The 24,388-nt window shown below is 65.2% G+C and carries 27 protein-coding genes and 1 pseudogene; 13 read left to right on the forward strand and 15 right to left on the reverse strand.

Features of this window, described 5'->3' with window-relative positions; genetic code table 11:
* Positions 1–128 precede the first annotated feature (128 nt).
* Together AADZ90_RS08940 and aroQ are read right to left on the reverse strand one after the other, a co-directional pair.
* Positions 129–893: a helix-turn-helix transcriptional regulator gene (locus AADZ90_RS08940; protein WP_367309644.1), complete on the reverse strand. Its 765-nt coding sequence runs from the start codon at positions 891–893 to the stop codon at positions 129–131.
* Positions 893–1,321 carry a type II 3-dehydroquinate dehydratase gene (gene aroQ, locus AADZ90_RS08945; protein WP_367309645.1) on the reverse strand — a complete coding sequence of 143 codons (429 nt, stop codon included), beginning with the start codon at positions 1,319–1,321 and terminating at the stop codon, positions 893–895. Before aroQ ends, AADZ90_RS08940 begins: the two co-directional genes overlap by 1 nt.
* Before the next feature lie 613 nt (positions 1,322–1,934).
* Here aroQ and AADZ90_RS08950 point away from each other — a divergent pair.
* Positions 1,935–2,525, forward strand: coding sequence for an ABC transporter ATP-binding protein (locus tag AADZ90_RS08950; RefSeq protein WP_367309646.1), 591 nt, complete (start codon positions 1,935–1,937; stop codon positions 2,523–2,525).
* A complete protein-coding gene (locus AADZ90_RS08955) occupies positions 2,522–3,322 on the forward strand; it encodes an ABC transporter permease (RefSeq protein ID WP_367309647.1) in 801 nt (266 codons plus the stop codon). The genes AADZ90_RS08950 and AADZ90_RS08955 overlap by 4 nt, the downstream gene beginning before the upstream one ends.
* Positions 3,323–3,455: 133 nt before the next feature.
* On the opposite strand, the gene AADZ90_RS08960 is transcribed toward AADZ90_RS08955, so the two are convergent.
* Positions 3,456–4,367 (reverse strand): ABC transporter substrate-binding protein, encoded by a 912-nt coding sequence (locus tag AADZ90_RS08960; protein WP_367309648.1) that lies wholly within the window; start codon positions 4,365–4,367, stop codon positions 3,456–3,458.
* 96 nt (positions 4,368–4,463) lie between these two features.
* Between AADZ90_RS08960 and AADZ90_RS08965 the strand changes: the two genes are divergently transcribed.
* Genes AADZ90_RS08965 through AADZ90_RS08975 form a run of 3 tightly spaced genes read left to right on the forward strand, consistent with a single transcriptional unit; the run spans position 4,464 to position 7,251 of the window.
* Entirely contained in the window at positions 4,464–5,450 is a 987-nt protein-coding gene (locus AADZ90_RS08965; protein ID WP_367309649.1) for a FecCD family ABC transporter permease, read from the forward strand.
* Positions 5,447–6,469 carry a FecCD family ABC transporter permease gene (locus tag AADZ90_RS08970; RefSeq protein ID WP_367309650.1) on the forward strand — a complete coding sequence of 341 codons (1,023 nt, stop codon included), beginning with the start codon at positions 5,447–5,449 and terminating at the stop codon, positions 6,467–6,469. The genes AADZ90_RS08965 and AADZ90_RS08970 overlap by 4 nt, the downstream gene beginning before the upstream one ends.
* Positions 6,466–7,251, forward strand: a complete 786-nt coding sequence (locus AADZ90_RS08975) for an ABC transporter ATP-binding protein (protein ID WP_367309651.1) — start codon at positions 6,466–6,468, stop codon at positions 7,249–7,251. The genes AADZ90_RS08970 and AADZ90_RS08975 overlap by 4 nt, the downstream gene beginning before the upstream one ends.
* 117 nt (positions 7,252–7,368) lie before the next feature.
* Here the strand turns inward: AADZ90_RS08975 and AADZ90_RS08980 are convergent, their stop codons facing one another.
* Positions 7,369–7,626 (reverse strand): hypothetical protein, encoded by a 258-nt coding sequence (locus tag AADZ90_RS08980; RefSeq protein WP_367309652.1) that lies wholly within the window; start codon positions 7,624–7,626, stop codon positions 7,369–7,371.
* A gap of 66 nt (positions 7,627–7,692) precedes the next feature.
* Between AADZ90_RS08980 and AADZ90_RS08985 the strand changes: the two are divergent.
* Positions 7,693–8,097, forward strand: a pseudogene (locus tag AADZ90_RS08985) (RidA family protein); the annotation flags it as partial.
* A gap of 37 nt (positions 8,098–8,134) precedes the next feature.
* Here AADZ90_RS08985 and AADZ90_RS08990 read toward each other — a convergent pair.
* A complete protein-coding gene (locus AADZ90_RS08990; protein ID WP_367309653.1) occupies positions 8,135–9,031 on the reverse strand; it encodes a LysR family transcriptional regulator in 897 nt (298 codons plus the stop codon).
* Between the two features lie 129 nt (positions 9,032–9,160).
* Between AADZ90_RS08990 and AADZ90_RS08995 the strand changes: the two genes are divergently transcribed.
* The 6 genes from AADZ90_RS08995 (at position 9,161) to AADZ90_RS09020 (ending at position 13,412) form a co-directional block, all read left to right on the forward strand.
* Positions 9,161–9,775, forward strand: coding sequence for an FMN-dependent NADH-azoreductase (locus AADZ90_RS08995; protein WP_367309654.1), 615 nt, complete (start codon positions 9,161–9,163; stop codon positions 9,773–9,775).
* A 48-nt stretch (positions 9,776–9,823) separates the two neighbouring features.
* The gene (locus AADZ90_RS09000; RefSeq protein WP_367309655.1) at positions 9,824–10,264 is read left to right on the forward strand and encodes a hypothetical protein; all 441 of its coding nucleotides are present in this window, start codon (positions 9,824–9,826) and stop codon (positions 10,262–10,264) included.
* Between the two features lie 56 nt (positions 10,265–10,320).
* A complete protein-coding gene (locus tag AADZ90_RS09005) occupies positions 10,321–11,325 on the forward strand; it encodes a VOC family protein (RefSeq protein ID WP_367309656.1) in 1,005 nt (334 codons plus the stop codon).
* A gap of 29 nt (positions 11,326–11,354) precedes the next feature.
* Complete coding sequence (locus tag AADZ90_RS09010; protein ID WP_367309657.1) at positions 11,355–12,272, forward strand: DUF6282 family protein; 918 nt, start codon at positions 11,355–11,357, stop codon at positions 12,270–12,272.
* 73 nt (positions 12,273–12,345) lie between these two features.
* On the forward strand, positions 12,346–12,702 hold the full coding sequence (locus tag AADZ90_RS09015) for a cupin domain-containing protein (protein ID WP_367309658.1): 357 nt from the start codon (positions 12,346–12,348) through the stop codon (positions 12,700–12,702).
* 239 nt (positions 12,703–12,941) lie between these two features.
* Positions 12,942–13,412 (forward strand): acyl-CoA thioesterase, encoded by a 471-nt coding sequence (locus AADZ90_RS09020; RefSeq protein WP_367309659.1) that lies wholly within the window; start codon positions 12,942–12,944, stop codon positions 13,410–13,412.
* Here the strand turns inward: AADZ90_RS09020 and AADZ90_RS09025 are convergent.
* From AADZ90_RS09025 to AADZ90_RS09070, 10 genes are all read right to left on the reverse strand, one after another.
* Positions 13,409–14,152 (reverse strand): hypothetical protein, encoded by a 744-nt coding sequence (locus AADZ90_RS09025; RefSeq protein WP_367309660.1) that lies wholly within the window; start codon positions 14,150–14,152, stop codon positions 13,409–13,411. The two genes, AADZ90_RS09020 and AADZ90_RS09025, sit on opposite strands and share 4 nt — an antisense overlap.
* Before the next feature lie 339 nt (positions 14,153–14,491).
* Entirely contained in the window at positions 14,492–16,108 is a 1,617-nt protein-coding gene (pgi, locus tag AADZ90_RS09030; RefSeq protein ID WP_367309661.1) for a glucose-6-phosphate isomerase, read from the reverse strand.
* Positions 16,109–16,196: 88 nt separating this feature from the next.
* The gene (pgl, locus tag AADZ90_RS09035; RefSeq protein ID WP_367309662.1) at positions 16,197–16,868 is read right to left on the reverse strand and encodes a 6-phosphogluconolactonase; all 672 of its coding nucleotides are present in this window, start codon (positions 16,866–16,868) and stop codon (positions 16,197–16,199) included.
* 170 nt (positions 16,869–17,038) lie between these two features.
* The gene (gene zwf / locus AADZ90_RS09040; protein ID WP_367309663.1) at positions 17,039–18,487 is read right to left on the reverse strand and encodes a glucose-6-phosphate dehydrogenase; all 1,449 of its coding nucleotides are present in this window, start codon (positions 18,485–18,487) and stop codon (positions 17,039–17,041) included.
* Positions 18,488–18,720: 233 nt separating this feature from the next.
* Entirely contained in the window at positions 18,721–19,305 is a 585-nt protein-coding gene (locus tag AADZ90_RS09045) for an HNH endonuclease (RefSeq protein ID WP_367309664.1), read from the reverse strand.
* A gap of 210 nt (positions 19,306–19,515) precedes the next feature.
* Positions 19,516–20,253 carry a GGDEF domain-containing protein gene (locus AADZ90_RS09050; protein ID WP_367309665.1) on the reverse strand — a complete coding sequence of 246 codons (738 nt, stop codon included), beginning with the start codon at positions 20,251–20,253 and terminating at the stop codon, positions 19,516–19,518.
* A gap of 67 nt (positions 20,254–20,320) precedes the next feature.
* Positions 20,321–20,989: an alpha/beta hydrolase gene (locus AADZ90_RS09055; RefSeq protein WP_367309666.1), complete on the reverse strand. Its 669-nt coding sequence runs from the start codon at positions 20,987–20,989 to the stop codon at positions 20,321–20,323.
* Complete coding sequence (locus AADZ90_RS09060) at positions 20,986–21,669, reverse strand: DNA-3-methyladenine glycosylase family protein (protein WP_367309667.1); 684 nt, start codon at positions 21,667–21,669, stop codon at positions 20,986–20,988. Before AADZ90_RS09060 ends, AADZ90_RS09055 begins: the two co-directional genes overlap by 4 nt.
* Complete coding sequence (locus tag AADZ90_RS09065; RefSeq protein WP_367309668.1) at positions 21,651–22,379, reverse strand: cobalt-precorrin-6A reductase; 729 nt, start codon at positions 22,377–22,379, stop codon at positions 21,651–21,653. The genes AADZ90_RS09060 and AADZ90_RS09065 overlap by 19 nt, the downstream gene beginning before the upstream one ends.
* Positions 22,376–23,419: a cobalt-precorrin-5B (C(1))-methyltransferase gene (locus AADZ90_RS09070; protein ID WP_367309669.1), complete on the reverse strand. Its 1,044-nt coding sequence runs from the start codon at positions 23,417–23,419 to the stop codon at positions 22,376–22,378. Before AADZ90_RS09070 ends, AADZ90_RS09065 begins: the two co-directional genes overlap by 4 nt.
* 80 nt (positions 23,420–23,499) lie before the next feature.
* Here AADZ90_RS09070 and cobA point away from each other — a divergent pair, with 80 nt between their 5' ends.
* On the forward strand, positions 23,500–24,345 hold the full coding sequence (gene cobA / locus AADZ90_RS09075; protein WP_367309670.1) for a uroporphyrinogen-III C-methyltransferase: 846 nt from the start codon (positions 23,500–23,502) through the stop codon (positions 24,343–24,345).
* Positions 24,346–24,388: the final 43 nt, after the last annotated feature.

Raw genomic sequence — 24,388 nt, forward strand, 5'->3', positions numbered from 1 at the left:
GGTCCGAACCGCAGGGCCCCGGTATCTCGGGGGTCCGATCCGATGTTCCTTAGCCTTAGGCTACCACTCACGGAACGATCTCAGGATGCCCTTTGACGCAGCGTCACGAAAGTGGGGGAAACCTTACCTTACGCCGCCTCGGGTGGCTCCAGGATGAACATCTGGTTCTGGAACGACGCCTTTAGCACCGCCTGCGCCGTCGTTTCGACATCCAGCGCATCCCGCGCCAGCCGCAGATGCTTTTCGATCGTCGCTGGCGTAAGTCCCAGCAAAATAGCGATATCCTGCGTCGTTTTCCCATCGCCAACCCATTCCAGCACCTCGCGCTGGCGTTTCGTCAGCGTCCGCGAGCCGCTATAGGGCAGGGTGAGCAGTTTGAGGTGCGCGACGTTGTTCATCAGGATGATGTCCGCGCCGTGCTTCTCCCAGGTGGCGTCAGCCTCGTCTTGGGTCACATCCCGATGCGCCGTCAGCGCGATGCCGCCCTTCGACCGGGCCGAGACCGACTTGAAGCTGATCGTGTAACCAGCCCGCACACCCATGGAGCGGTTGAACTCCATCACTTTCTGCTCGCTCGGCGTCAGGTTGTCCGTCCGGCCCATATCCTCCATCCAGCGCCAGCTGCAGGCGCCTTCATTCTCCAGCGCCCAGCGGACCATAGGGGCGTGGTGGTAGAGACCTTCGTCCAGGAACGCCTTCAGATAGTCCTGATCATGATTGCTGAGCAGCACCATATCTTGTGGGTCGCCCAGCGAGGTCAGCGTCTTGTAGCGGGTAAAGCCGTAGATCAGCCGGTCGAACCCGTATTCTCCCATCCGGTCACAATGCATGTCCCACAGGAGTTCGACCGTGGGTGCGTTGGACAGATCATGCAAATGCCGACGCAAGCTCATCATTGTCGGAGATGCCGCAACAAAGCGTCGATGGCAAGAAGGTAAGAGCCAATTCCGAAACCGGAAATCTGGCCCAGCGCAACGGGTGCAATCAGCGACCGATGGCGGAAATCCTCACGCGCATGAACGTTCGAGATGTGGATCTCCACAACCGGCGCCGCAATCGACGCGATCGCATCTCGCAGAGCGACCGAGGTATGCGTGTAGGCGCCCGCATTCAGTATCACGCCGTCGGGCGCATCCTGCAGCGCATCGATCAGCGCACCTTCGGAATTCGATTGAAACGCTGTCAATTCGGCGTCTTGAGAGGAGGCATGTGCACGGCATATCTCCTCAATCTCGACGAGGGTCTGCGAGCCGTAAAGATCCGGCTCGCGCGTTCCAAGCAGGTTCAGGTTAGGGCCGTTCAGTAACAAAAGATGCGGCATGTCAGCTCCTTACGCGGCACGGCATACCGCCATTTCAGCGACACTGTCGAGCGTAAGGTTCGGAATTCTCTGCCAGAATGGCGGATGAGTACATTTGACATAATATTGATTATGCGAATTACCTTGGAGTGCAAAGGTGGTTACTATTTCTCATATAGAATGAGACTGAACTGATAAGACTCCGGATCTTACGGGATCAAGCCCCTGGCTCAGCGGGCACTTGGACAGACTTCATGAACTGGAGCTTAATATTGTGGTGCGACCCGAACCCATCGTTTTGTCGATCTCGATGAGGATCCGAGTCGCCATCTAAGGTAAGAGCCAGGGCATTTGGCACCCCATAGCCGGTCGCGCGCGTCGAACGAACGATGTTCGCCTTGACCGGCCCGTATACCGGGTAGCCATCTGTGCGCTCACCGCGGGCCCGGCGAACGCGATGAGGGTTTTCGTCGAGCGACCTCTCCGCAATCGCACTTGCAGGCCCCCTGCCCCGACTCGCCCTGTTACCCGCACGATGCCGTAACCCGTCCAACATCTGCGACACTCCGAAACTTCCAGGCGGCGGTCACGGATCAGCCGTTCTGGTGCGCCGCGCTACAGTCTAGGATCAGGCGTGCTGACTCATCTCATCGAGTATCCGGGGCGAACCGCCATGCTCAACGCCACGAACCTGTCGCTAGCAAATGGGCGGACCGTTTCGTTCTCCGCCACGGCGGGACGGCCGCTCGCCGTGGCGGGTATATCGGGGAGCGGGAAGACGCTGCTGCTACGCTCATTGGCCGATCTCGATCCTGCTCGCGGCACGGTGAATCTGGACGGCGTTTCACGCGACGCGGTGTCGGCTCCGGACTGGCGTGCGCGTGTGGCCTACGTCCCGGCGGAACCGGGTTGGTGGGCGCCTACCCTTCGTGACCATCTGCCGGACAGTTCGTCAGACGGGCTGGCGGCTCTGGGGCTTGCCGAAGCCCTGCTCGACGCGCCCATTGACCGGCTCTCCACCGGAGAGCGCCAGCGCGCCGCGTTGCTGCGCGCCATGACGCGGCGGCCCCGCGCGCTGCTGCTGGACGAACCGACCGGCCCCCTCGACCCCGCGACGACCACCGCCGTCGAGGCGGTGCTGAGGGACTGGCCCGGCATCCTCGTTCTGGTCAGTCATGATCCCGGGCAGCCTGACCGTCTGGGCGCAGAAAGGCTCTCGTTGTGAGCGCGCCGGTCCTCTCGCAGCTCGACGTCGCGGTGGCTGCACTGGCGCTGGTGCTCTGTGCCGGAGCGTCGGCGGCATTATCGCTGGGCATCGCGCGGACCTTGCTGATCGCAGGTGCGCGAATGGTTGGCCAGCTCCTCCTCTTGGCGGTCGTCCTGCGCTGGCTCTTCGCGCTGCAATCGCCTGCGGTGACGGCGCTGGCGATGCTAGCGATGGCAGGCTTTGCCGGGGTCGAGGTGATGAACCGCCAATCCCGCCTTGCTGGCCGCGGCTGGACGCTGGGCCTGGGCGCGGGTGTGATGCTGGCAGGCGGCTGGCTGGTGACGGTGCCTGCGCTTGCGCTGCTTGTTCGGGCCGATCCGTGGCACGCGCCGCAGGTGGCGCTGCCGCTCTTCGGGATGGTGGCGGGCAGCGCGATGACGGGTGTCGCGCTCGGATTGGACACCTTCGCGCGGACCGTGACGCGTGAGGCGCGCGCGATCGAAGGCCGGCTGGCGCTCGGCGCGACGCGCGAAGCGGCACTGGCGGATGCCCGGCGCGAGGCGATCCGAACCGGGCTTATGCCGGTGCTGAACGCAATGGCGGCGACGGGCGTCGTGACGATCCCGGGGATGATGACAGGGCAGATCCTGGCCGGCGCGGATCCGATGCAGGCCGCCAGGTATCAGATGCTGGTCATGTTCCTCATCGCCACGGTCAGCGTCGGTGGCACCATCGGCGCGGTCCACGCGCTGGCGCGGCGGCTCACGGACGAGCGGCACCGCCTGCGGCTGGACCGGTTGCGCGGGTCAGGGTAACGGGCCGGGACGCGCCCTCCCTCGTTTCGACCGCGAGGTCGTCGCAAGTGCCTGGCCGGGCGTTGTGCATGTCGACTACCGCTTCGAGACGCGCTTCCATATCCCACGCGGCTAAGATCGGAGCAGAAGGCCGTCAGTCGGGCGCGACGCCGTAGATGCGGGCGATGTCGTCCAGCATGAGATTTGCGGCGATCACCCCGCCCGCCGTGTTCCAGATGGCGTCGTCCACGGCGTGAACACGACCGGCTTGAACCGCCGAGAGCTGCTGCCAGAGGGGATCGGACAGCGCGTCGGCCGCGGCGGCCGCGCCTTCGCCATCGCCGGTGTCGTAGGTGAAATGGAAGATGCGGTCGCCGTCCATATCGGGGATCGATTCCTTGCCGACGCGCAGGACGAATGCCTCGACGTCCTGCAACTGAGGGCGCGCGAAGCCGAGCTGTTTCAGCAGCACGCCCGAGAAGCTGTCGAGCTGGTAGATGCGGATCTGACTGGCGAGGAAGCGGATCACGCTCACCTCCTCTTCGGTTGCCTCGCCCAGGGCCTCGGACGTTGCCGCCACGCGATCGCGGAAGGCATCCATCACAGCCTCGCCTTCTTCTGCGCGCCCGAGCGCCTGCGCATAGAGTGCAAAATTCTCCATCCAGTCACCGCGCAGCCGTTCCGACAGGATTGTCGGCGCGATGGTTGAGAGCTGATCGTAGATCTCTTCGTGGCGCTGCTTGTTGCCGAGGATCAGGTCCGGCTCGAGCGCCGCGATGAGTTCCAGGTTGACGGCATTCTCCTTGCCGACCGGCTCCACCCCCTCCATCGCGTCTGCGATATGATCGTACCATGGGTCGCCCAGCCAGGAATTCGCAGCCCCGACCGGCGTTATGCCGAGCGCCAAGGCAGCTTCGGTGCCCTCGTTGGTTAGTACGACGACGCGCTGCGGATCGCCCGGCACATCGGTCGTGCCCATGCTGTGCTCGACCTCGAATCCAGCTGCGGGAACCGCGAAAGCCGCGGCGGCGAGCGTGAGAAGAAGGCGGCGTGTCGTTCTGAGCATGGGAGGATCCAGTCTGTTGCGCCCGCATTGGAGCAATGTTGACTGGAACAGTCGGATATGTGACTGACTTTTTTTGTCAAGTATGGACTGCGCCTCGTGCCTCTTCGCCTCCCCTCCCTGCTCGCCGCTGTTTTTGGCCTTCTGGCGGTGGCATCCCTGCATCTCGGGCTCAGGACCTATCCGCCCGCGACGGTCTGGGCGGCGTTGACGCAGGGCGGCACCGATGCTGAGGCTTTGATTGTGACGACCCTGCGCCTGCCGCGCTTGCTTCTGGCGACAGTGGTGGGGGCCATGCTCGCCCTGTCAGGCCTGCTGATGCAGGCGGCCACGCGCAATCCGATCGCCGAGCCGGCGCTGATCGGTGTCAATGGCGGCGCGGCCTTCGCGGTGGTTGCCTGGATCGTTTTCCTTGGCGATCCGGGGATGCCCGCGCTGATGGCCATCGCGGCTTTCGGGGCGCTCGCGGCGGGGGCGCTGGTCTTCGGGTTTGTCGCTGCGGCGGCCCCCGGCTTCCCGGCCGCGGGGCTGCTTCTGGCTGGCGTCGCGGTGTCGGCGCTGCTGGCGTCCGGCGTGCAGGTTGTCGTTCTGATGAACGAGGGCGTGATGGAAGAGCTGATCTTCTGGCTCTCCGGTGCCTTCGAGGGCCGCCCGCTCGCCGGTTTGCCGCTGGCGGCTGCGCTTGGGTTGGCCGCCGCGCTGGCCGGTCTGGCGCTGGCACCCGCGCTGGACGTGATGGCAGCGGACGACGCGACCGCGGCCGCCCTGGGCGTCGCGACGGGCGGGGTGCGCGCCGCTTGCCTGGTGGCAGGTGCCGCGCTCGCGGGCGCGGGCGTTGCGCTGGCGGGGCCGGTTGCGTTCGTCGGCCTTGCCGCGCCGCACCTTGCACGTCTGTCCGGCCTGCGCGGCCACCGCGCGCTGATTCCGGTCGCGGTCCTTTGGGGCGCGATCCTCGGCGTGGGCGCCGACATCGCCGCGCGTTTCGTCCTTTATCCGTCCGAGGCGCCGGTGAGCGCGGTGACGGCCCTGATCGGCGTGCCGATCCTTCTGGTCCTGCTGCGACGTGGCGCGCGGATGCCGACGTGACCGGCGCCGCGCTGCTGCTCCGCCGCCGTCTGCCGTCCGCGGCCTGGGTGCTGCCGCCAATCCTGGCTGCGTTGTTCTTGATGGGGCTGGGCCTTGGCGCGTCGTTCCTGCCGCCCGACCGGGTCTTCGCCGCCCTGACAGGCACTGGCGTGCGCAGTGACGGGATCATCGTCTGGAACCTGCGGATGCCCCGCGTCCTGATGGCGATGCTCGCAGGCGGCGCCCTGGGGCTGGCAGGGTTCCTTCTGCAACGCGCGACGCGCAACCCGCTGGCTGCGCCCGCGACGCTGGGCATTGTCGATGGCGCCGCCCTGGGGGTTCTGACCTTCCTCTGGGCCTTTTCGGATGAAGCCAATGCTCTGACCGTCCCGATCCTCTGGCAGCCGGCCGCCGCGGCCGCGGGCGCGCTGATCTTCGCGGCTGCCGTGGCCTGGCTCGCCCGCCGCGACCTGGGCGGGCCTCTGCGCCTGATCCTCTACGGCATTGCGCTCGGCGCGTTGGCCGACGCGCTGGTGACGCTGATGATGGTCGCGGGGCCTGTCTACCGCGCGGGTCAGGCGCTGATCTGGCTGGCCGGATCGGTTCACACGGCAAGCTGGTTCGAGGTGACCTTGCTGTCCTCCGTCGTCGCCGTGGCGCTTGTCGGAGCGGTCCCGTTGATGCGTCCGCTCGATAACCTGCGGTGCGACGACGCGACCGCGGCGGCGCAGGGGGTGAACGTCATGCTCACCCGTGGGGCGGCGATCGGACTGGCTGTCCTGTTGACCGCAGCGGCGGTGTCGGTGGCGGGCGGCATCGGCTTCGTCGGTCTGGTCGCACCGCATCTGGCCCGCCGGATCGCGCCGTCCGGGACCGGAGCACAGGCGCTTACCACGCTCGGCTGCGGGGCCGGGATCGTGGCGGCAGCTGACATTTTGGCGCGCCTCGCCTTCGCCCCGCTCGAGATCCCGACCGGTGCGGTGACCGCGATGATTGGCGTTCCGGTCCTGCTGTTACTCCTCCTGCGGGGGCGAGGATGACACTGCGGCTGGACGCGGCGCAGGGCGGGTACGGAGGCCGCCCGGTTCTCGAAGGGATCGACCTTGCGTTGGGGGCTGGCGAGGTTGTGGCGCTCTGCGGGCCGAACGGCTGCGGCAAGTCCACCGCCCTGCGCGCCCTGCGCGGCGCGCTGCCGTTGACGGCGGGGGCGGCGATGCTGGGGGACCGCAAGGTGACCGAGATCGGTGCAAAGGCGCTGGCGCGCGAGGTGGCCATGCTCGGCCAGACGCCTGTTCCTCCGGAAGAGATCGTCGTTCGCGACCTCGTGGCGCTCGGCCGCTACGCCCATCGGCGCGCCTTCGCGCCTCTGGCGGCGGCAGACCATGAGGCCATCGACCGGGCGCTCCACCGGACGGGGGCGTGGTCGATCGCGGATCGGCCCGTGGCGGACCTTTCGGGGGGCCAGCTCCAGCGCAGCTGGATCGCGATGACCGTCGCGCAGGATGCGCCGCATCTCTTGCTGGACGAGCCGACGAACCACCTCGACATGGGCCATGCACTGGTGGTGATGGACCTGATCCGCCGTCTCGCGCGGGAGGACGGGCGCGCCGTTGCGGTCGTGCTGCATGACCTCAATCTCGCCGCGCGCCATGCCGACCGGATCGTGCTGATGGCCAACGGCCAGGTTCAGGCGGACGGCGCGCCGCGCGAGGTCTTGAGCGAACAACGCCTGGCCCTCGTCTACGACACGGTCTGCGCGGTCCTGGATCATCCCAAGGGCGGACCGCTGATAGTCCCTTTGGGCAGCCAGCGGACACTCTGACACGCCACGTCTGCCCCATCGGAACCGGATCTACCCGAGTTCCCCTTTGCTCTGACCTGCGACAGGCGAACAGATGCTGTGACAGAAAGGCAGCGGAGCAGATCCGGGTGACGTGGGCTAAAGGCGATCAAGCTCATCGGTCAGACCGTAAAGACGGGCCCGGCCATCGGCGGTATAGCGATCGAGCGCCTCCCTGTAGAGCGCATCTTTCGACCCAAAGGCTGCCGCCGCCTCGCAAGGCCCGATCGACAGTGCCTCGCTTGGCACGCCGGTGACGCAGCTCGCTTGGGAGAGCAAGCCGAACTTCGCCATCGTCTCGACCGAGGACCGCATGACACCGACTGCGATCCAGCGCGACCAGATCAGCAAGCTCAACGCGACCTCCGTCGAAGTCAGGAGAAGCCACGAAGTAAGCACCGCCCTCGACAGGGAGTAACCACGATGAAACGACTTCGCACCCTTGCCACAGCGGCTTTCTTGATCGCCGCGAGCGCAGCCCAGGCCGAAGACGCCCGCACTGGCGTCTATCCGGCCGGCAACGTTCCGATTGCGCCGTACTCACCGGGCATCAAGACGGCCAGCGGCTTCTTCTTCGTGTCGGGACAGATCGCCTATGTCGGCGGCGAAATCCCGGAACATGCCCGCGATGGAGAGAACGACCTTCAGGATCAAACCAGGATCGTCATGGACAACATCGCCCGCGTCATGGCGGAGGCAGGCTACGGCTTCAACAATACTGTGCGCGCGACGGTGTTCATCACGGATATGGGCAATTACGGTGCGTTCAACGAGGTCTATGGCACCTATTGGGACGAGGGTCAGATGCCACCGGCCCGCGCTGCGGTCGAGGTCGGCGCGCCGCCCGTCACCGCCTGCCAGCCCCCTACCCTTGCATTCGCGTCCGGACCGCCTCCAGCAGCCATCGTGCCGCGGGCCCAAGGGCGCGGTCGCGCCGGTGGGCGGCATAGATCGTCAGACCTTCGGGCGGTTCGGTATCGTCCTCGATCTCAAGCGCGACTAACCGGCCGTCCTTTAGCGCATCCGCGACAAGGTGGTCGGGCATCCGGCACCAGCCGAACCCGGCCAGAAGGAAGTCCAGGCGCCGGGTCAGATCGGCAAAGCGCCAAAGCCGGGCGCTGGCCAGACCGTAATTCGGCCCGGACGGCGCGACTGGATCGGACAAGACCAGTTGCACGTGATCCTCCAGCTCGGCGGTGGCCACGGGGCGCCTGAGGGTGGCGAGCGGATGATCTGCCGCCGCGACGGGCCGCATTGCTGTCCGCATCAGCGGATAGGCGATGACATCCTCCGGCACGCTCGGCAAAAGGGCGCAGAAGGCAAGCGCCGCCGACCCATCCCGCAAGCGTCGGAGCGATCCGCCCAGGCCCTCGGTCGAGAATGCGATCGGCAGATCCGGATAGAGATCGCTCAGATCGCGCAGGGCGCCCTGGAACGGCGCGCTTTGCACCAGCGGATCGATGGCCAAGGTAAGCTCCGCCTCCAGCCCTGCGCGCGTCCCCGCGGCCACCGCCTCGAACCGTGCGGCTCCTGCCAGAACCGACCGTGCCTGATCGACAAGGACCCGGCCCGTCTCTGTCAGGATCGGGCGATAGCTTGTCCGATCGAAGAGTATCACGCCTTGCGTTTCTTCCAACGCGGCCACCGATTGACTGATCGCCGATTGGACCCGGCCCAAAGCCCGTCCAGCGGCTGAAAAGCTGCCTTCATCCGCGATCGCAACGAGAATGCGCAGTTGGTCGAGGGTCAGCGTCCCGATCATCTTCATCTCCAAATAAGATGGAGATGATCATAGTTTCATCTCTTTTTCCAGAGGCGCGATAGCGCTTCAATGCTCGCGACAAACATCCGCGGCCTTCCCCTGGTCGCGCGTCTTTGAAGGAAAAATGATATGCCCAATCTCCTCGTCATCGAAACCAGCCCCCGGGGCGACGCTTCGGTCTCGCGCACCATCACCCGCCGCTTCGTCGACGATTGGCGTGCTGCCCATCCCGGGGGTGCGGTCGTGAACCGCGATCTGACGGAGACGGACCTTACCTTCGTTACGGCACCGTGGCTCCAGGCCTACTTCACGCCGCCCGATCAGCACACGCCCGAGATGAAGCAGGCTCTCGCGCTATCGGATGAATTGGTCGCCGAACTCATGAACGCCGACGAGATCGCGATCGGCACGCCGGTCTACAATTACAACGTCCCTGCCCTCCTGAAGGCGTGGATCGACCATATCGTCCGCAAAGGGCTGACCCTGGGCATGGATGGATCGGGTCTTCTGACCGGCAAGAAGGCCACCGTTCTGATGGCCTCGGGCGGAGTTTATACCGAGGGCTCGCCCATCGCAGCGCGCGACATCGCAACGCAATATCTGCGGCTGATCCTCAACGTCATCGGGATCGAGGATGTGACCGTGGTCGCCGGCGGCGGCGCCAAGGCGGTCGATCTGGGCGAAACCACGATGGAGGCGTTCGTAGGCGCGCTTAAAGGACAAATCCGAACTGCCGCGGCGTAGCGGCGGTCGACGACCCGATCGAGGGCCAAGACGCAGGGAGGGCGTCGGATGTTGCTGACAGCCAAGATACTGCTGACCGTCGCCACGCTGGGCTACAGCGCGATCCCGACATTCTTCGATTGGAACGCGTCTCACGCGACCAATCCGTCGTGGACCGGTCATGCCCGCTATCACGTGGTCTGGCAGGTCTCGAGTTACGACTTCACGGCGCTCTTGTCGCTGATCCTGATCTGGACCGCCGGACCCGATGCTGCCGCGCTCTGGGTGCCGGCCCTTCTGGCGCTTGCGATCTATGGCGGCTTCTGGATCGCCTGGGCCACCCGCCCGATCTATGGCGGCGTCCTCCAGGACAAGGTGAACGGTGTCCCGGACATCCATTACAGAATCTTCGGGCGGGCCTTTGCCGTCGACGCCAACGTGTCGCTCTTTCTGCCCCTGACGCTCAGCACGGTCGCCGCGACCATGCTCGTCTGGGGTCTGACGACCTAACCGTCCGGGCCGAGACGCAGCCGCGGACACACGGAATATCTTGTGGGAGGAAACAGATGTCCGATGCGGAACCGATCTTTGATGTCGCCCATCTGAGCCACGCCGAACTGCTGACGCCAAGGTTCGATCAGTCGGTGCGGTTCTTCAAGGATCTGATGGGCCTTTACGAGACCGGTCGCGACGACACGTCGGTCTATCTGCGCGGCTACGAGGAAAGCCATCATCACTCCCTCCGGCTGACCCGGGCGGATGAGCCTGGCCTGGGCCATATCGGGCTGCGCACGACGTCGCGCGCCGCGCTCGACCGCCGCGTGGCCGAGATCGAGGCGATGGGCGCCGGGATCGGCTGGGTGGACGACGCGACCGGCTATGGTCCGGCCTACGAATATCGCAGCCCCGACGGCCACCGGATGCGCATCTTCTGGGAGATCGAGCGGCCGGAGGTGGCAAAGGATCAGCGCTCGCGGCTTCTGAACCGGCCGATGAAGCGGCCGGGGATCGGCGTGCCAGTGCGCCGTCTCGACCATCTGAACATCATGTGCTCCGACGTCGCCCCCGTCCGCGACTTCCTGATCCGGTCCACCGGCGCGCGCCTTCGCGAGGCGGTCGTCGCGGATGCGGGGCCTGTGATCGGCGCCTGGCTGTCGCACAATAACATCAACCACGACCTTGCCTTGACGATGGATATGACAGGCGCAAGCGGCCGTCTGCACCACGTGGCGTTCTACTACGGCGTCCCGCAGCATCTGAACGACATGGCCGATCTGCTGCGCGAAAACGAGATCGCGATCGAGGCTGGGCCCGGACGGCACGGGATCACGCAGGGGTCGTTCCTCTACTGCTTCGAGCCCGGCGGGAACCGGATCGAGCTCTTCGGCGACGAAGGCTACCTGATCTTCGAACCCGACTGGCAGCCCGTGATCTGGCCCGAACGCGATCTGGCGCTGGGGCTGAGCTACTACGGCGCCGAACTGCCGCTGACAGGCGCGGCGATCGGCACACCGCCCAGGCCGATTCCGGACCCGGCCGAGATCATGGCGCGGATCCAGGGCAAGGCCTGACACGCCGCGCGCATCGGAAAGGACATCCAATGGACAAGCAAGCCAGAGACACCACGTTCTCGGACCGCGCGACCCGCCTGCTGCGCGGCGCGGTCGATCTGCATATTCACTCGGGCCCCTCGCTTCACCCGCGCAAGATCGACCATATCGAAGCCGTGCGCCAAGCGGATGCTGCCGGAATGAAGGCGATCCTGCTGAAGGATCACTACTACCCGACGATGCCCATCGCGACGATGCTGAACGAGAACCTGGGCCTCGCCACCCGGGTCATCGGCGCGATTGTCCTGAACAACCCTCTGGGCGGTCTGAACCCCGTGGCGGTGGACTACGCCCTCAAGCAGGGCGCACGCGTCGTCTGGATGCCCACCGCCCATGCGCAAAACCATATCGACAAAACCGCCAAGGCCTTGAAGGGAAAGTTTCCGGCTCACACGACGAAGGTCATCGAAGGCGACGGCATGCGCCTGACCGACGCTGCCGGCGCGGTGCTGGACCCGGTCAAACGGATCCTTGATCTGGTTGCAGAGGCTGATGCCTGCGTTTCGGCCGGGCACCACCATGTCAAGGAGGCGATCCCGTTCTACCAAGAGGCAAAGGCTCACGGTGTCGCCCGCATGTTTCTCAACCATCCCACCTACGTGAATGCCTGCTCGCTGGAAGACATCGCCCAACTCACCCGCTTAGGGGTCAAGATGGAGCACGATATCTGCATGTTCGTGCCCTCGACCTTCCAGCTTTTCGATGGAGATGATCTGCGCGCGGCCATCGATGCAGGCGGGGTGGAAAACACTTTCGTCGGCTCCGATCTGGGTCAGGTCGGCAATCCCAGCCCGGTCGAAGGCATGGCGCAAATGATCGATCTGCTGTCCGATATCGGGTATTCCGACGCCGACATCATTCGCATGACCTCGACGAATGCCGCCTCCTTCGTTGGCAATCTCGCCTGACATGGCGGGGCTGCGTTCGTTTCTGCGCGCCGTCGCCCGAAGCCTTCTGGCACCCTTCGAAGGGGATAGAGGTATGATCCATAGCATCAATTGGGACAGCATGGCGTGGAAGACAATCCGTCCAGGTGTTGAGCAGAAGGCCATCTCCGGGCAGGGCGGAACCGTGGCAATGCACCGCCTCCAGCCGGAACACGAGCCGAAGCCCCACAGCCACGTCCACGAACAGATCGCCTATATCGTTTCGGGATCGGTCGACTTCCACATCGGTGGCGAGGTCATCCGCCTCGATCCCGGTGGGGTGGTCGTCATCCCGCCGAACGTCATGCACCACGCGGTCGTCATCGGACCCGAAGAGGTCATCAATATCGACTTCTTCACACCGAACCGCCCGGAATATGCGGAAGCGAATGTCTGGGGTCGACCTATGTGAGGGGTCCCGGCAATCTGCCGGTTTTGCTCGCTGTTCGCCTCGGCCATTCAAGAACCCAGCGCGACCTCGCCAAGCTCTTGATCTTTCTGGCAGACCCGTCTCGGTGTTTCCGAACCTGAGAGATACCCCCCGGCCCTCCCCAGCATCTTGTCGCGACAGGGCTTCGGGCCCTTACCTCCCGAACCGCATTGACCTATGGAGGCCCAAAGACCCCGACCGATCGCAAAAGAGCCTCCCCGATGAAGATCTCCTACCTCACGCCGCTTGCCGAGGCCGAGCTTCGGCAGCTTGGCATCCCCGAACCCTGGACCTATGGCCGCGCCGACCGGACCCGGTTCGGAGAGCTCGACGCGCTCGCTCATATCAACAACACCGCCTATCTGCGCTGGTTCGAAACCTTCCGGATCCACTACTTCCGGGACTACGGGATTTCGAACTACACCCCCGAAGATCCCCGCATCGTCCTGCGCCGGGTCGAGGTCGACTACCTCGCCGAGATGTTGCTGGAGGAAGACTATGTCGTCGTCGGCCGCACGCGCGAACTGCGCACGACCTCCTTCACGATGGACTACGCGATCTTCTCAGGCGGCACCCTGCGCTGTACCTCGTCGGCCGTGCTGGTGCTGCTTGAGGCCGACGGTACCAAACGCCCGCTGTCGGACGCGATCCGCCAGACGCTGATCGCGCGCGACGGCGCGGGCCAGGCCTAGATCCAGCCCGCCGCGCGTAAGACATCACCAGCCGTCCCGCCCGCGGAATGGGCCGCCGTGCTGCCGCCGATCAGCGGCAGATAGGCCCGCAGGAACCGCTGATAGACCTCGTTGCGGTAGCTGTCGGAGGCCTCGCGTGCGGACATCCCCCGCTGGCTGACGGCGCCCCACATGTAATTGTTGTAGCCGTCATTCGCCTCGGCCATCCAGCGCGCCCGCGCGGCCTCGGTGCTGCCGCCGGTCACGTGGTCCCAAAGCGTCTCGTCCGGAACATCTAGAAGCCGCCTGACCTGAGCGAGCTGCGTCGGCATCTCGGCATAGCCGCTGATGCTGTCGCGGTTGATCAGGATGATATCGGTCTGTAGACGCGACGCGCGGCCATAGCGATGTACCCCCGCGCCCGCGCGCAGGAATTGCTGCCAGATATTTCCCGGAATCCAATGCGGATGGGCCGCGCTGTAGTCACGCGTGTCCGCCAGCCCCGCCATCTGCCGGGCCGCTTCGGGCCGGATGAAGCTGTAAAGGTTTGGCCGCGCGGCGAAGGCGGTCCGCGCCAGCCCCCAATGGGTATCGCCGATATCGATCCCGCTCGGATCGACAGGACGCCGCGGATACAGTTCCTGCAGGCTAGGCGGCGGCTGCATTCCGGTGTTGAAGAAGTACCGGATCGCTTCGCTGCGCAGGGCCGCCTGGTTGAAGACGAACCAGGTGCCGTCTTTGGAAATCAGTCTCAATGTCATCGCACTCGTCACCGTGAAATCAGTTGGTTGAAAGGGGTTTCGAACGCGCGCAGCCTAGACGTTGACCCTGCGTCAAGCAAGCCGGACGCGCCAACCCCGCAGATCTACAATCATGGGTGGCACTGGATTGTCTTTGCCATCGTTGCGTGCGGCAAGACCGGCCGCTGCGTTAACCGGGCTATTCAGGGCGGCTATGTCCGACACTATGCTGACGCGATGCCGACCCAATGCCTCTGGCCCGCAGAGGCCCTCCCGGCCAGCGTTAACAGGCGATTCGCAGCGCGGCGCGGGTTGCGCCCTCCCTGCCCGCCGGTCGCAGCCGTTACGATCGGTTCACATCTAAGGCGATGTTGCTCGCTCCTGCAGGAACCGCACTAGACCGGCTGTCGACCCGTCCTTGCCGTCCGGCGCCTCCTCCCCGCTGACGATGGGGCCAAGCGCCGTGGCCAGCTCCTTGCCCAGTTCGACGCCCCACTGGTCGTAGGAATTGATGCCCAGCACCGCGCCCTCGACGAACACCCTGTGTTCATAAAGGGCTATGATCATTCCCAGCATGAACGGCGTCAGTTTCGGATAGGCGATCGTCACCGAGGGGCGATTGCCCGGAAACACCCGATGCGCCGCCTGCCGCTCAAGCTCATCCCCCTCGAACTTGCCAGCGATCTTCTCCCGCGCCTCGTCCAGATCGCGCCCCTTCATCAGGGCTTCCGACTGGGCGAGACAATTGGCAATCAGCAGCTCATGCTGGTGCCGCAGCTCCGGCTCATGCCCCTCCGCGGCGATCAGGAACTCGCATGGCACAACCTGGGTCCCCTGATGGATCAACTGATAAAACGCGTGCTGCCCGTTCGTCCCCGGCTCCCCCCAGACAACGGGCCCCGAAGGCACGTCCAGCGCGCCTCCGTCCATCGCGACGCGCTTCCCGTTGCTCTCCATCTCCAACTGCTGAAGGTAGGCGGGCAGCCGGGCCAGACGGTCGTCATAAGGCAGCACCGCGCGGGTGGGATAGCCGCAAACCTGATTGTGCCACAGGCCGACCATCGCCATCAGCGCCGGCAGGTTCTCGAACCAGTCAGCGGTCGCAAAATGGCGGTCCATCGCCTGCCCGCCGCGCAGGAAGGCCCGGAAGGCCGCAGGCCCGATCGCGATCATCAGGCTCAGCCCGATCGGCCCCCAGATCGAATAGCGCCCGCCGACCCAATCCTCGAACCCGAAGACCCGCTCGGCCGGGATGCCGAAATCCGACGTCTTCTCCTCCGACGAGGACAAAGCCGCGAATTGCGCCGCCGGGTCGTCCACCGCGTCGCTCATCCAAGCCCGCGCCGTGCGCGCATTGGTCATCGTCTCGATCGTCGTAAAGGTCTTGGAGGCGACGATCACCAGCGTTGTGCCCGCATCGCACTGCCGTAAAACACCAGCGATATCAGCCCCGTCGACGTTCGAGACGAAATGGCACCGCGGCCCGTCATGGTACGGCGCAAGCGCCCGCACCGCCATCGCAGGCCCCAGATCCGAGCCCCCGATACCGATATTGATCACATCCGTGATCGCCCCCCCTGCCCCGGCAAACGTCCCGTCCCGTACTGCCTCGGCAAAGCCTTCCATCCGTCCCAGCGTCTCCAGCACGCCGGGCATCACATCGGTGCCACCCACTTCGACCGGACCGCCATCGAGGTTGCGCAAGGCGGTGTGCAGCACCGCCCTGCCCTCGGTCTCGTTGATCGTCTCGCCCGACAGCATGGCATCGCGCCGGGCGGCCACACCGGCATCCTCCATCAGCCGCACCAGCAGCGCGCGGCCTTCGAAATCGATATTCGTCTTGGAGTAATCGAGCAGCAGATCGCCGTCGCCCGTCGACAGCGTTGCCCGAAACTCCTCGGCCCGCTGGCTGCCGAACAGCGTCTCGAACCGGCGATCCTTCACCTTGTCGTACTGGGTTCTCAGGGCATCCCACATCGCGCCGCCTCGCTTCTCTGCCTGTATCCGGGTCCGCTCGTTCTCTCTGCAGACAAGACCCGGAGAGTCGCCGCAGGTTCCCTCGCCCCTAGTCGCGCGCCCAGTGAACGGTGGCGCCCGGAAGAACTGCGGCCACCGGCGCCTCTTCCGGCGACAGCCCCCGCGCCTTTTCCAAAGCCGTGCGCTTTTCGTCTCCGGTGATCACGATATGCCGGCTCATCGCGCCCTTCAGCACCTGTGCCGTCAGCGTGATCCGCGGCTCCTCCGCCCCCGGCGCGCGCATCGGCAGAAGGATCCGGTCGGTCCGCAACGCCTCTCCCAGCTTGTCCGCCCCTGGAAAGAGCGAGGCGGTATGCATATCCGCCCCCATCCCCAGCAGCATAACCGAGATCGGCAGTTCCTCGGCAAACCCCGCCTCAAGATCCTCCAGAACGTCTTCCGGCGCCTCCGCCTCCTTGTAGAGGGGGATCATCGTTGCCGCCGCCGCGCGGTCCGTCAAAAGCCGTTCGCGCACCAGCCGCGTGTTCGATCGCGGATGGTCCGGGGGGACCCACCGCTCGTCGGTCAGGGTGACATGGACGCGGCTCCAGTCGAGATTGGCGGCACACAGGCTGTCGAAGATCGGGCCGGGCGTCGTGCCGCCCGGCACCGCGAACGAGGCGTGGTCGTGCTTGAGAAGGCAGTTCTCCAGCTCCCCGGCCAGCGAATTGGCCAGATCGATCATCATCATCTCGGCGTCGGGATACTCGATCAGTTGCATGGCGCCTCCTCTCAGGGCCGCAACGCCCCCGCGCCCGGCCCGTTAACCTCTTTGCAGATCCTGCCCTCTAGATATTCAAGCGCAACGATGAAAGCGGCTCGACGGGCGAGCGGGCAAAAACCGGGCCTCCGCCCGTTGCGGCAACGATCGCTTAACCATCGCTGACGGGATCATGCCTTGATGTCCCGCCAGCGGCGGCCGTCGCGGTGCATCAGCATCATCGCATCCTCGGGCCCGGCCGAGCAGCTGTCATAGGGCTTGGGCACATCCCCCCGCTCTTCCCAGCCATCGATGATGGGATCGGTCCAGGCCCAGGCGGCCTCGACCTCGTCGCCGCGCATGAAGAGCGTCTGGTTCCCGCGGATCACGTCCATGATCAATCGCTCGTAAGCATCTGGAATATCGTTATTTTCCGGCCCCAGCGCATCGGCGAAGGTCATGTCGAGCGGCACGTCGATCAGCCGCATGCCCCCCGGCCCAGGCTCCTTGATCGTCACCTGCAGGTTCATCCCCTCATCGGGCTGCAGCTGGATCGACAGGATGTTGCGGTGCCGGGCCTCGTCGCCCGGGAAGATCGAGTGGGCCAGATCCTTGAACGTCACGGCGATCTCGGAGCTGCGCGCCTTCATCCGCTTGCCCGTGCGCAGGTAGAACGGCACGCCCGCCCAGCGCCAGTTCGAACAATGGACCTTCAGCGCAATGAAGCTCTCCGTATGGCTGCGCGGATCGCCCACATCTTCGCGATAGCTCGTCATCCCATCGGCGCCATCGTACTGGCCGCGCACGATCTCGTGGCTCGCAACGGGCTGCAAAGCACGGATAACCTTCAATTTTTCGTCCCGCACCGCATCCGAACCGAAAACGCTGGGCGGCTCCATCGCGATCAGGCACAGAAGCTGCATCAGGTGGTTCTGCACCATGTCCCGCATCGCGCCGGAGCGGTCGTAATACTCACCCCGACCTTCGACGCCGATTTCCTCGGCCACCGTGATCTGGATGTGATCGACGTAATGCTGATTCCAGAGCGGCTCGAACAGAACGTTTCCGAAGCGGACGGCCATCAGGTTCTGGACCGTCTCTTTGCCTAGATAGTGGTCGATCCGGTAGATCTGCCGCTCGTCGAAATGATCGGCCAGCGTCCGGTTCAATGCTCGTGCGCTTTCCAGATCCCGCCCGAACGGCTTTTCGACCACGACCCGGCTATCGCGATCCGCGATGCCATGGGAATGCAGCCGCTCGGCCAGATCGCCAAACAGGCTTGGACCGACCGAGAAATAGAACGCCGTGATGACGTCCGAGCGGATCAGATCCTTCAGCTCGCCCCACCCCTTGTCGCCCTTGGCGTCGATCGCAATGTAATGCAGCTGATCGAGAAACGCGCTGAGCTTGTCTCGATCCACGTCAGCGACATGTTCCACGATCGCATCATGGGCGAGGTCGCAATAATCTCCGTCGGAATAATCGCTGCGCGCCGCACCGATGATGCGGGCGCTTTCCGGCATCTGCCCGGCGACGTACCGACGAAACAGGCCGGGAAGGATCTTTCGCTGTGCAAGGTCGCCGGTGCCGCCAAAGACGACGAGATCGAAATCCTCCACAGGGATGACGCGCGAAACCATAATCCTGTGCCCTCGAACCGATTTTCGTTAGCGCAAACATGCACATCTCTCGGACCGTGACCAGCCCGGTTCGGGAGTTTAGCGTCCAACCGACGGTTGGAAACGCCGAAAACGCACATACCGGGTAGCCAAGGGCCAGATCCTTCTAGAAGGATCTGGGAAACAAATTCTTCTAGAAGAATTTGCCTGAGCAGAATTTTCTAGAAAATTCTGACGCTTGGCCGGCTTTGGCCTCAGCTCTCCAGTTCCGCATCCCAATAGAGGAAGTCGACCCAGGTTTCATGCAGATGGTTCGGCGGAAACTTCCGGCCGAGATTGCGCAACTGTTCCGCCCCCGGCTGCCTCGGCGGCTTGCGCAGGTTCATGCCGCACTGCATCAGGCTGCGCGAGCCCTTGCGCAGGTTGCACTTGGAGCATGCCGCGACGACGTTTTCCCAGCTGGTCACGCCGCCCCGGGCACGGGGGATGACATGGTCAAAGGTCAGATCGCCCTTCGCACCGCAATACTGGCAGCAGAATTCGTCCCGCAAAAAAAGATTGAAGCGCGTGAAGGCCACGCGCTTCTGAGGTTTGACGTAATCCTTGAGGACGACCACCGAAGGTATTCGGATCTCGGTCGAGGGACTTCGGACAACCTCGTCATATTCCGCGACGATATCGACCCTGTCGAGCCAGGCAGCCTTGACCGCTTCCTGCCAGGGCCAGAGCGACAGCGGGTAGTAGGACAGCGGGCGGTAATCGGCATTGAGGACCAATGCCGGGTGCTGTTTCAGACTGCTTGGTGCACGGACAAAGCTTGTCCTGAAATCGCCGTCCATCTTTGCTTCTGCCGCCTCTGCTCGCCGGTTTGCGCCCGTGGGGCACATCTTTGCAGGGTGCCCTCGACCTTGACTATATCTGGCGGTTCGATTCGGGCAAGTGCCACAATATCTCGCGCCACTGCCTCTCGCCTTACAAGAGCTTGATGACGGATCGGTGACATTCGTCCGGGTGTCGGACCGACTTATCCACAACCGTGGCGGAGATCCTCAAGCGGCGTCGGCTGAGTGATGCGGTGTCGCAAGCACAAAGCGCGCACGCCCTGACGCCTTCGCCTCGTAAAGCGCCTTGTCAGCCTGCCGCATCACCTCTTCCACAGCGAAACCGCGCTGCCATTCACAGGCCCCGATAGAGATCGTGACGGCGAACTCGGCCCCTGCTTCCTCTGCCGCAACTGCGACGCCATGGCTCAGCCGTTTTCCGATGGCGCCGGCCACATGAACGGGTGCCCCGGCCAGGTAGATTCCAAACTCTTCCCCGCCCAGGCGACCAACCACGTCTTCTTCGCGCGTGATGTCCCGCATCCGTCCGGCGACGGCCCTGAGGCAGGCATCTCCCGCAGCGTGCCCATAGGTATCATTCACGCCTTTGAAATGGTCGAGGTCGAGCATCAGCAGAACGCCGCATTCCCGCTCTGCCGCCGCCTCGACCTTTGCGAAGAAGGCGCGCCGGTTCGGCAGGCCGGTCAGCAGATCTATCTTGGCCATCTCATCATACTGTCCGTTAAGCTGGGTGAGTCGCGAGATCAGCCAAAGCGAGAGCAGCGTGAACGGTGTCGCGACGATGGAGCCCACGATCAGATTGGCCTTCACCGTCCCGGCCCAACCGCCGCTGACGGCATATTCGACGCCGAGATTGGACAGGTTCACCAGGACCAACCAGAAGACCGGCTTCCAGACCCACTGAAAGGCCGTCTTGGGCGCAATTGCCGTGATAAGGCGCATCATCGGACGGGTCCGCTGTTCCACACCCCTCCTGCCTAGAGCGGAACTCCTACCAAAAGGTTAATGAAACCTAACCGTAGCCGAGCCGGTCGCGCATGAAGGCCAAGGCGACGTTCAGACCATCCGGCGCGATGCCGTGCCCTGTCCCCTTCATGATATGGGCATAGACGTCGCTCCATCCCGCCTGCTGCAGTGCCTCTGCCGCCTGCGGCAAGGCAGCGGGCGGCACCACATCGTCCATGTCCCCGTGGACCAGCAGCACGGGCGGGCGGACCTGCACCTCGTCCGCCAGCAGTTCCGGATCCAGCAGCCGCCCGGAAAAGGCAGCGATCCCGGCAACGGCATCCTCGCGCCTGGGGGCCACGTGCAGGCTCATCATTGTCCCCTGGCTGAACCCGAACAGCAGCACCTGCTCGGCCAGAAGGTCATGTTCGATCATCAGCCCGTCGAGGAATGCGTTCAGGTCCTCCGCCGCTCGCATCATGCCCGCGCGGCTGGCCTCTTCCGACGAGCCGTCGATCCAGGGGATCGGGAACCACTGAAACCCCATCGGCGCCCCTGCACAGGCCTCCGGTGCATCGGGGGCAACGAAGGCTGTGTCGGGCAAATGCTCCCCGAGCGGATCGGCCAGGCCCAACAGGTCCGCCCCATTGGCCCCATAACCGTGCAGAAACACCACGATGGAGCGCATGTCGCCCGAAACAGGGCCCTTCATCTCAGCCTCAAGACCCCGTGTCACCGAATGCCCTCTCGCGATTTCTCCCGCGCGTAGTAGGCCCAGAGCAGCCGCGCCGCAACCGACCGCCACGGGCTCCATGCCTCGGCGATCTGGCGCAAATCCCGCTCCTTCGGCCGCTCCGGCAGGTCGAGGATCAGCCGCGCCCCCTCCTGCAGGGCCAAATCGCCGGGGGCAAACACGTCAGCCCGCCCGAGTGAGAACATGGCGTAGATCTCCGCCGTCCAGATGCCGATCCCCGGCACGTCTGTCAGCGTCGCGATGACCTCCTCCGTCGGTGCCTCCCTCAAGCCACCGAAATCGATCCGTGCTTCGGCGAGCGCCCGGGCATAGCGGATCTTCTGCCGACTCAGCCCCGCCGCCCTAAGATCGTCGTCCGAGGCCCACATAATCTTGCGCGGGCCCGTTAGCCGCGCGTCCTTGAGCCGCTTCCAGATCGCATTCGCCGCCGCGACCGAGACCTGCTGTGAGACGATCGCGGAAAGAAGCTGCGCGAACCCGTCCGGCCGCCGTCGCAGGGGCAGCTGACCACAGGTCGCAAAGGCCGGGACGAGGCGCGGATCGGCAGCGGCGAGATACGCGGCGCCGTCCGCCACGCAATCGGGCGAGACGATGATCCGGCCCACGCCGGGCGGCCCGTCAAAGCACACCGACGCGGCATCGTTCAAAGCGTCGTCAGCCATGCCATCGCCTCCTCAACGGTCTCCATCTTCGCTCCCGGCGGCTGCGGTGGCCGCGCGATCATCGCCACCGGTATCTCCAAGAGTTTTGCCGCGTCCAGCTTCGACCGGCTGGGCGCGCCGCCCGCATTCTTCACCACCAGCCAATCGACCCCAAGGTCACGAAACAGCGCCACCTCGTCCTCGACCGAAAACGGAGGCCGCCCCACCAGAAACCGCCCGCCGGGAAAGGGAAACGGACCGTCCGGTGGATCGATCTGCCGGGCGATCACGTCGCAATCCTTCAGCCCGGCAAAACGTTCCAGCGTCTGCCGTCCGGTCGCAAGAAACACCGTTGCACCGCTCGGGATCAGGCCTACGACGTCCTCTTCGCGGTCGACTTCCCGCCAATTGTCCCCCCGCCCCGCTTGCCAGGCGGGCCGCAGAAGCTGGAGATACGGTACCCCCAGATCACCGCAGACCCGCTGGCTCCGCGCCGAAATCCGGTGCGCGAAGGGGTGCGTGGCGTCCACCACTGCGCCGATCCCTTCGTTCCGCACGTAGTCCGCAAACCCCTCCGCCCCGCCAAAGCCGCCAACCCGCGCCGGCAGGTCCGGCATTGCTGGCCGCCGGACGGCACCCGCGAGGGAGGCAACACCATTGATTTCGGCGGCCGCCATCTGCGCCGCCAGTTCCCGCGCCTCTGCCGTGCCAGCGAGGAGCAAAACCTTCATCCGGCGCGCCCCACGATCTGCCCTGCTCGGTCGACGATCACCACATCCGTGGCGATCTCAGCTCCCAGCATCCGGCGCACCTGCGTCAGAGCGTCCGCGGCCACCCGCTCCGCCATCACAGGCCCGGCGATCTCCAACGCCTCCAGCGCCGTATTCGCCTTCGCGACCTCACCGGCCCCGGCCAACTCCGCCAACCGCCCGAAATCCACCTGGCTCCGCCCCGAATGCAGGTCCGAGGCTCCCTGCGCGAGCTTCGTCATCTTCCCGATGCCGCCGCCCACAGTCAGCCGCTCCACTGGATGCCGCCGCAGATACTTGATCATCCCGCCCACGAAATCGCCCATATCCAGCATCGCGTGATCCGGCAGCCCGTAGAGCGCTTGCACCGCCGCTTCACTCGTTGCCCCGGTGCATCCAGCGACGTGGCGCAATCCGTCTGCGCGGGCGACATCGATCCCCCGATGGATCGAGGCAATCCACGCCGCACAGGAAAACGGCCGCACTATCCCTGTCGTCCCAAGGATCGAGATCCCGCCCTCGATCCCCAGCCGCGGGTTCCACGTTTTCGCGGCCAGTTCCCGCCCGCCGGGCACCCGCACCATGATCTCGACGCCCGCTTCGCGCCCGTACCGCGTCGCTTGCTCTTCCACGACGGCGCACATCATCTCCCGCGGTACCGGATTGATCGCCGGCTCCCCGACCCCGATGGGCAAGCCAGCCTTCGTCACCGTACCAACGCCGTCTCCGGCCCGAAACGTCACGCCACCGCATGCCTCTCGCACCCGCGCGATCACCAGCGCCCCATGGGTCACGTCCGGATCGTCGCCCGCATCCTTGACCACGCCGGCCTCGGCCCAGCCGTCGCCAGCTTCGCTCCAGGCCAAGGAAAAGACCGGCAGTTCGCCCTTCGGCAGCACGATCACGACCTCCGCCGGAAAGGTCCCACCCCACAGCCGGTCGAGTGCCGCCTTGACGGCAGCTGTCGCGCACGCGCCCGTGGTCCATCCCCGGCGCAGCTCTCCCTCGGGCTTGCGGCTCATGGGCGGCGACTATAGGGCCGCAGCTCGCTCCTGCAATCGTCCCTATTCCCACAAGCGCACACCGTTGTCATAACGCTGTCATGACCGACTCGCTGCCCGACCATAGCTGGCCTACGCTCGACCCCGGATGGGTCTGGCTCTGCGGTGCCGGTCCGGGCGATCCGGGCCTCCTGACGCTGCACGCCCTCAACGCCCTCCGCCAGGCTGATACGGTGATCTACGACGCCCTAGTCGAGCCCGCTATCCTTGAGTGGGCGCCCCAGGCCGAGCACATTTACGCCGGCAAGCGCGGCGGCAAGCCCTCGCCGAAGCAACGCGACATCTCGCTCCGCCTCATCGACCTCGCCCGCGCCGGCAAGCGCGTTCTGCGCCTCAAAGGTGGCGACCCTTTCGTCTTCGGCCGCGGCGGGGAGGAGGCGCAGACCCTTGTCCAACACGGCATCCCGATCCGTATCATCCCGGGCATCTCCGCGGGGATCGGCGGTCTGGCTTACGCGGGCATCCCCGTCACCCATCGTGACATTAACCAGTCCGTCACGTTTATCACTGGCCACGACCAGTCCGGCGAAACCCCCTCCTCGCTCGACTGGCAAGCGATCGCGAAAGGCGCCGAAACTCTCGTGATCTATATGGGGATGAAGCACATCGCTCGGATCACTACCGATCTGATCGCCGCGGGCCGCCCCCTGTCCGAGCCTGTCGCTGTGGTCACAACGGCCACCACCGACACCCAGCAGGTGCTCGAAACCACGCTCGCCGAAGCCCCCGCAGCAATCGCCGAGGCCGCTCTCGAGCCGCCCGCCATCATCTGCATCGGCCGCGCCGTTCTGATGCGCCAGGTCCTCGACTGGCAGGCGATGCTGGCAGGCCACCCGCCTCGCAGTACCGACCCGCTGGGCCGGGGCTGTCCCGCCGAAAGCGCGTGATCCAACCCACAGCGCCAGCGTCTGCCGAAAGGACCGGGGCGTT

Source organism: Aestuariibius violaceus (assembly GCF_040779325.2).
In the GTDB taxonomy this organism is placed as follows: domain Bacteria; phylum Pseudomonadota; class Alphaproteobacteria; order Rhodobacterales; family Rhodobacteraceae; genus Aestuariibius; species Aestuariibius violaceus.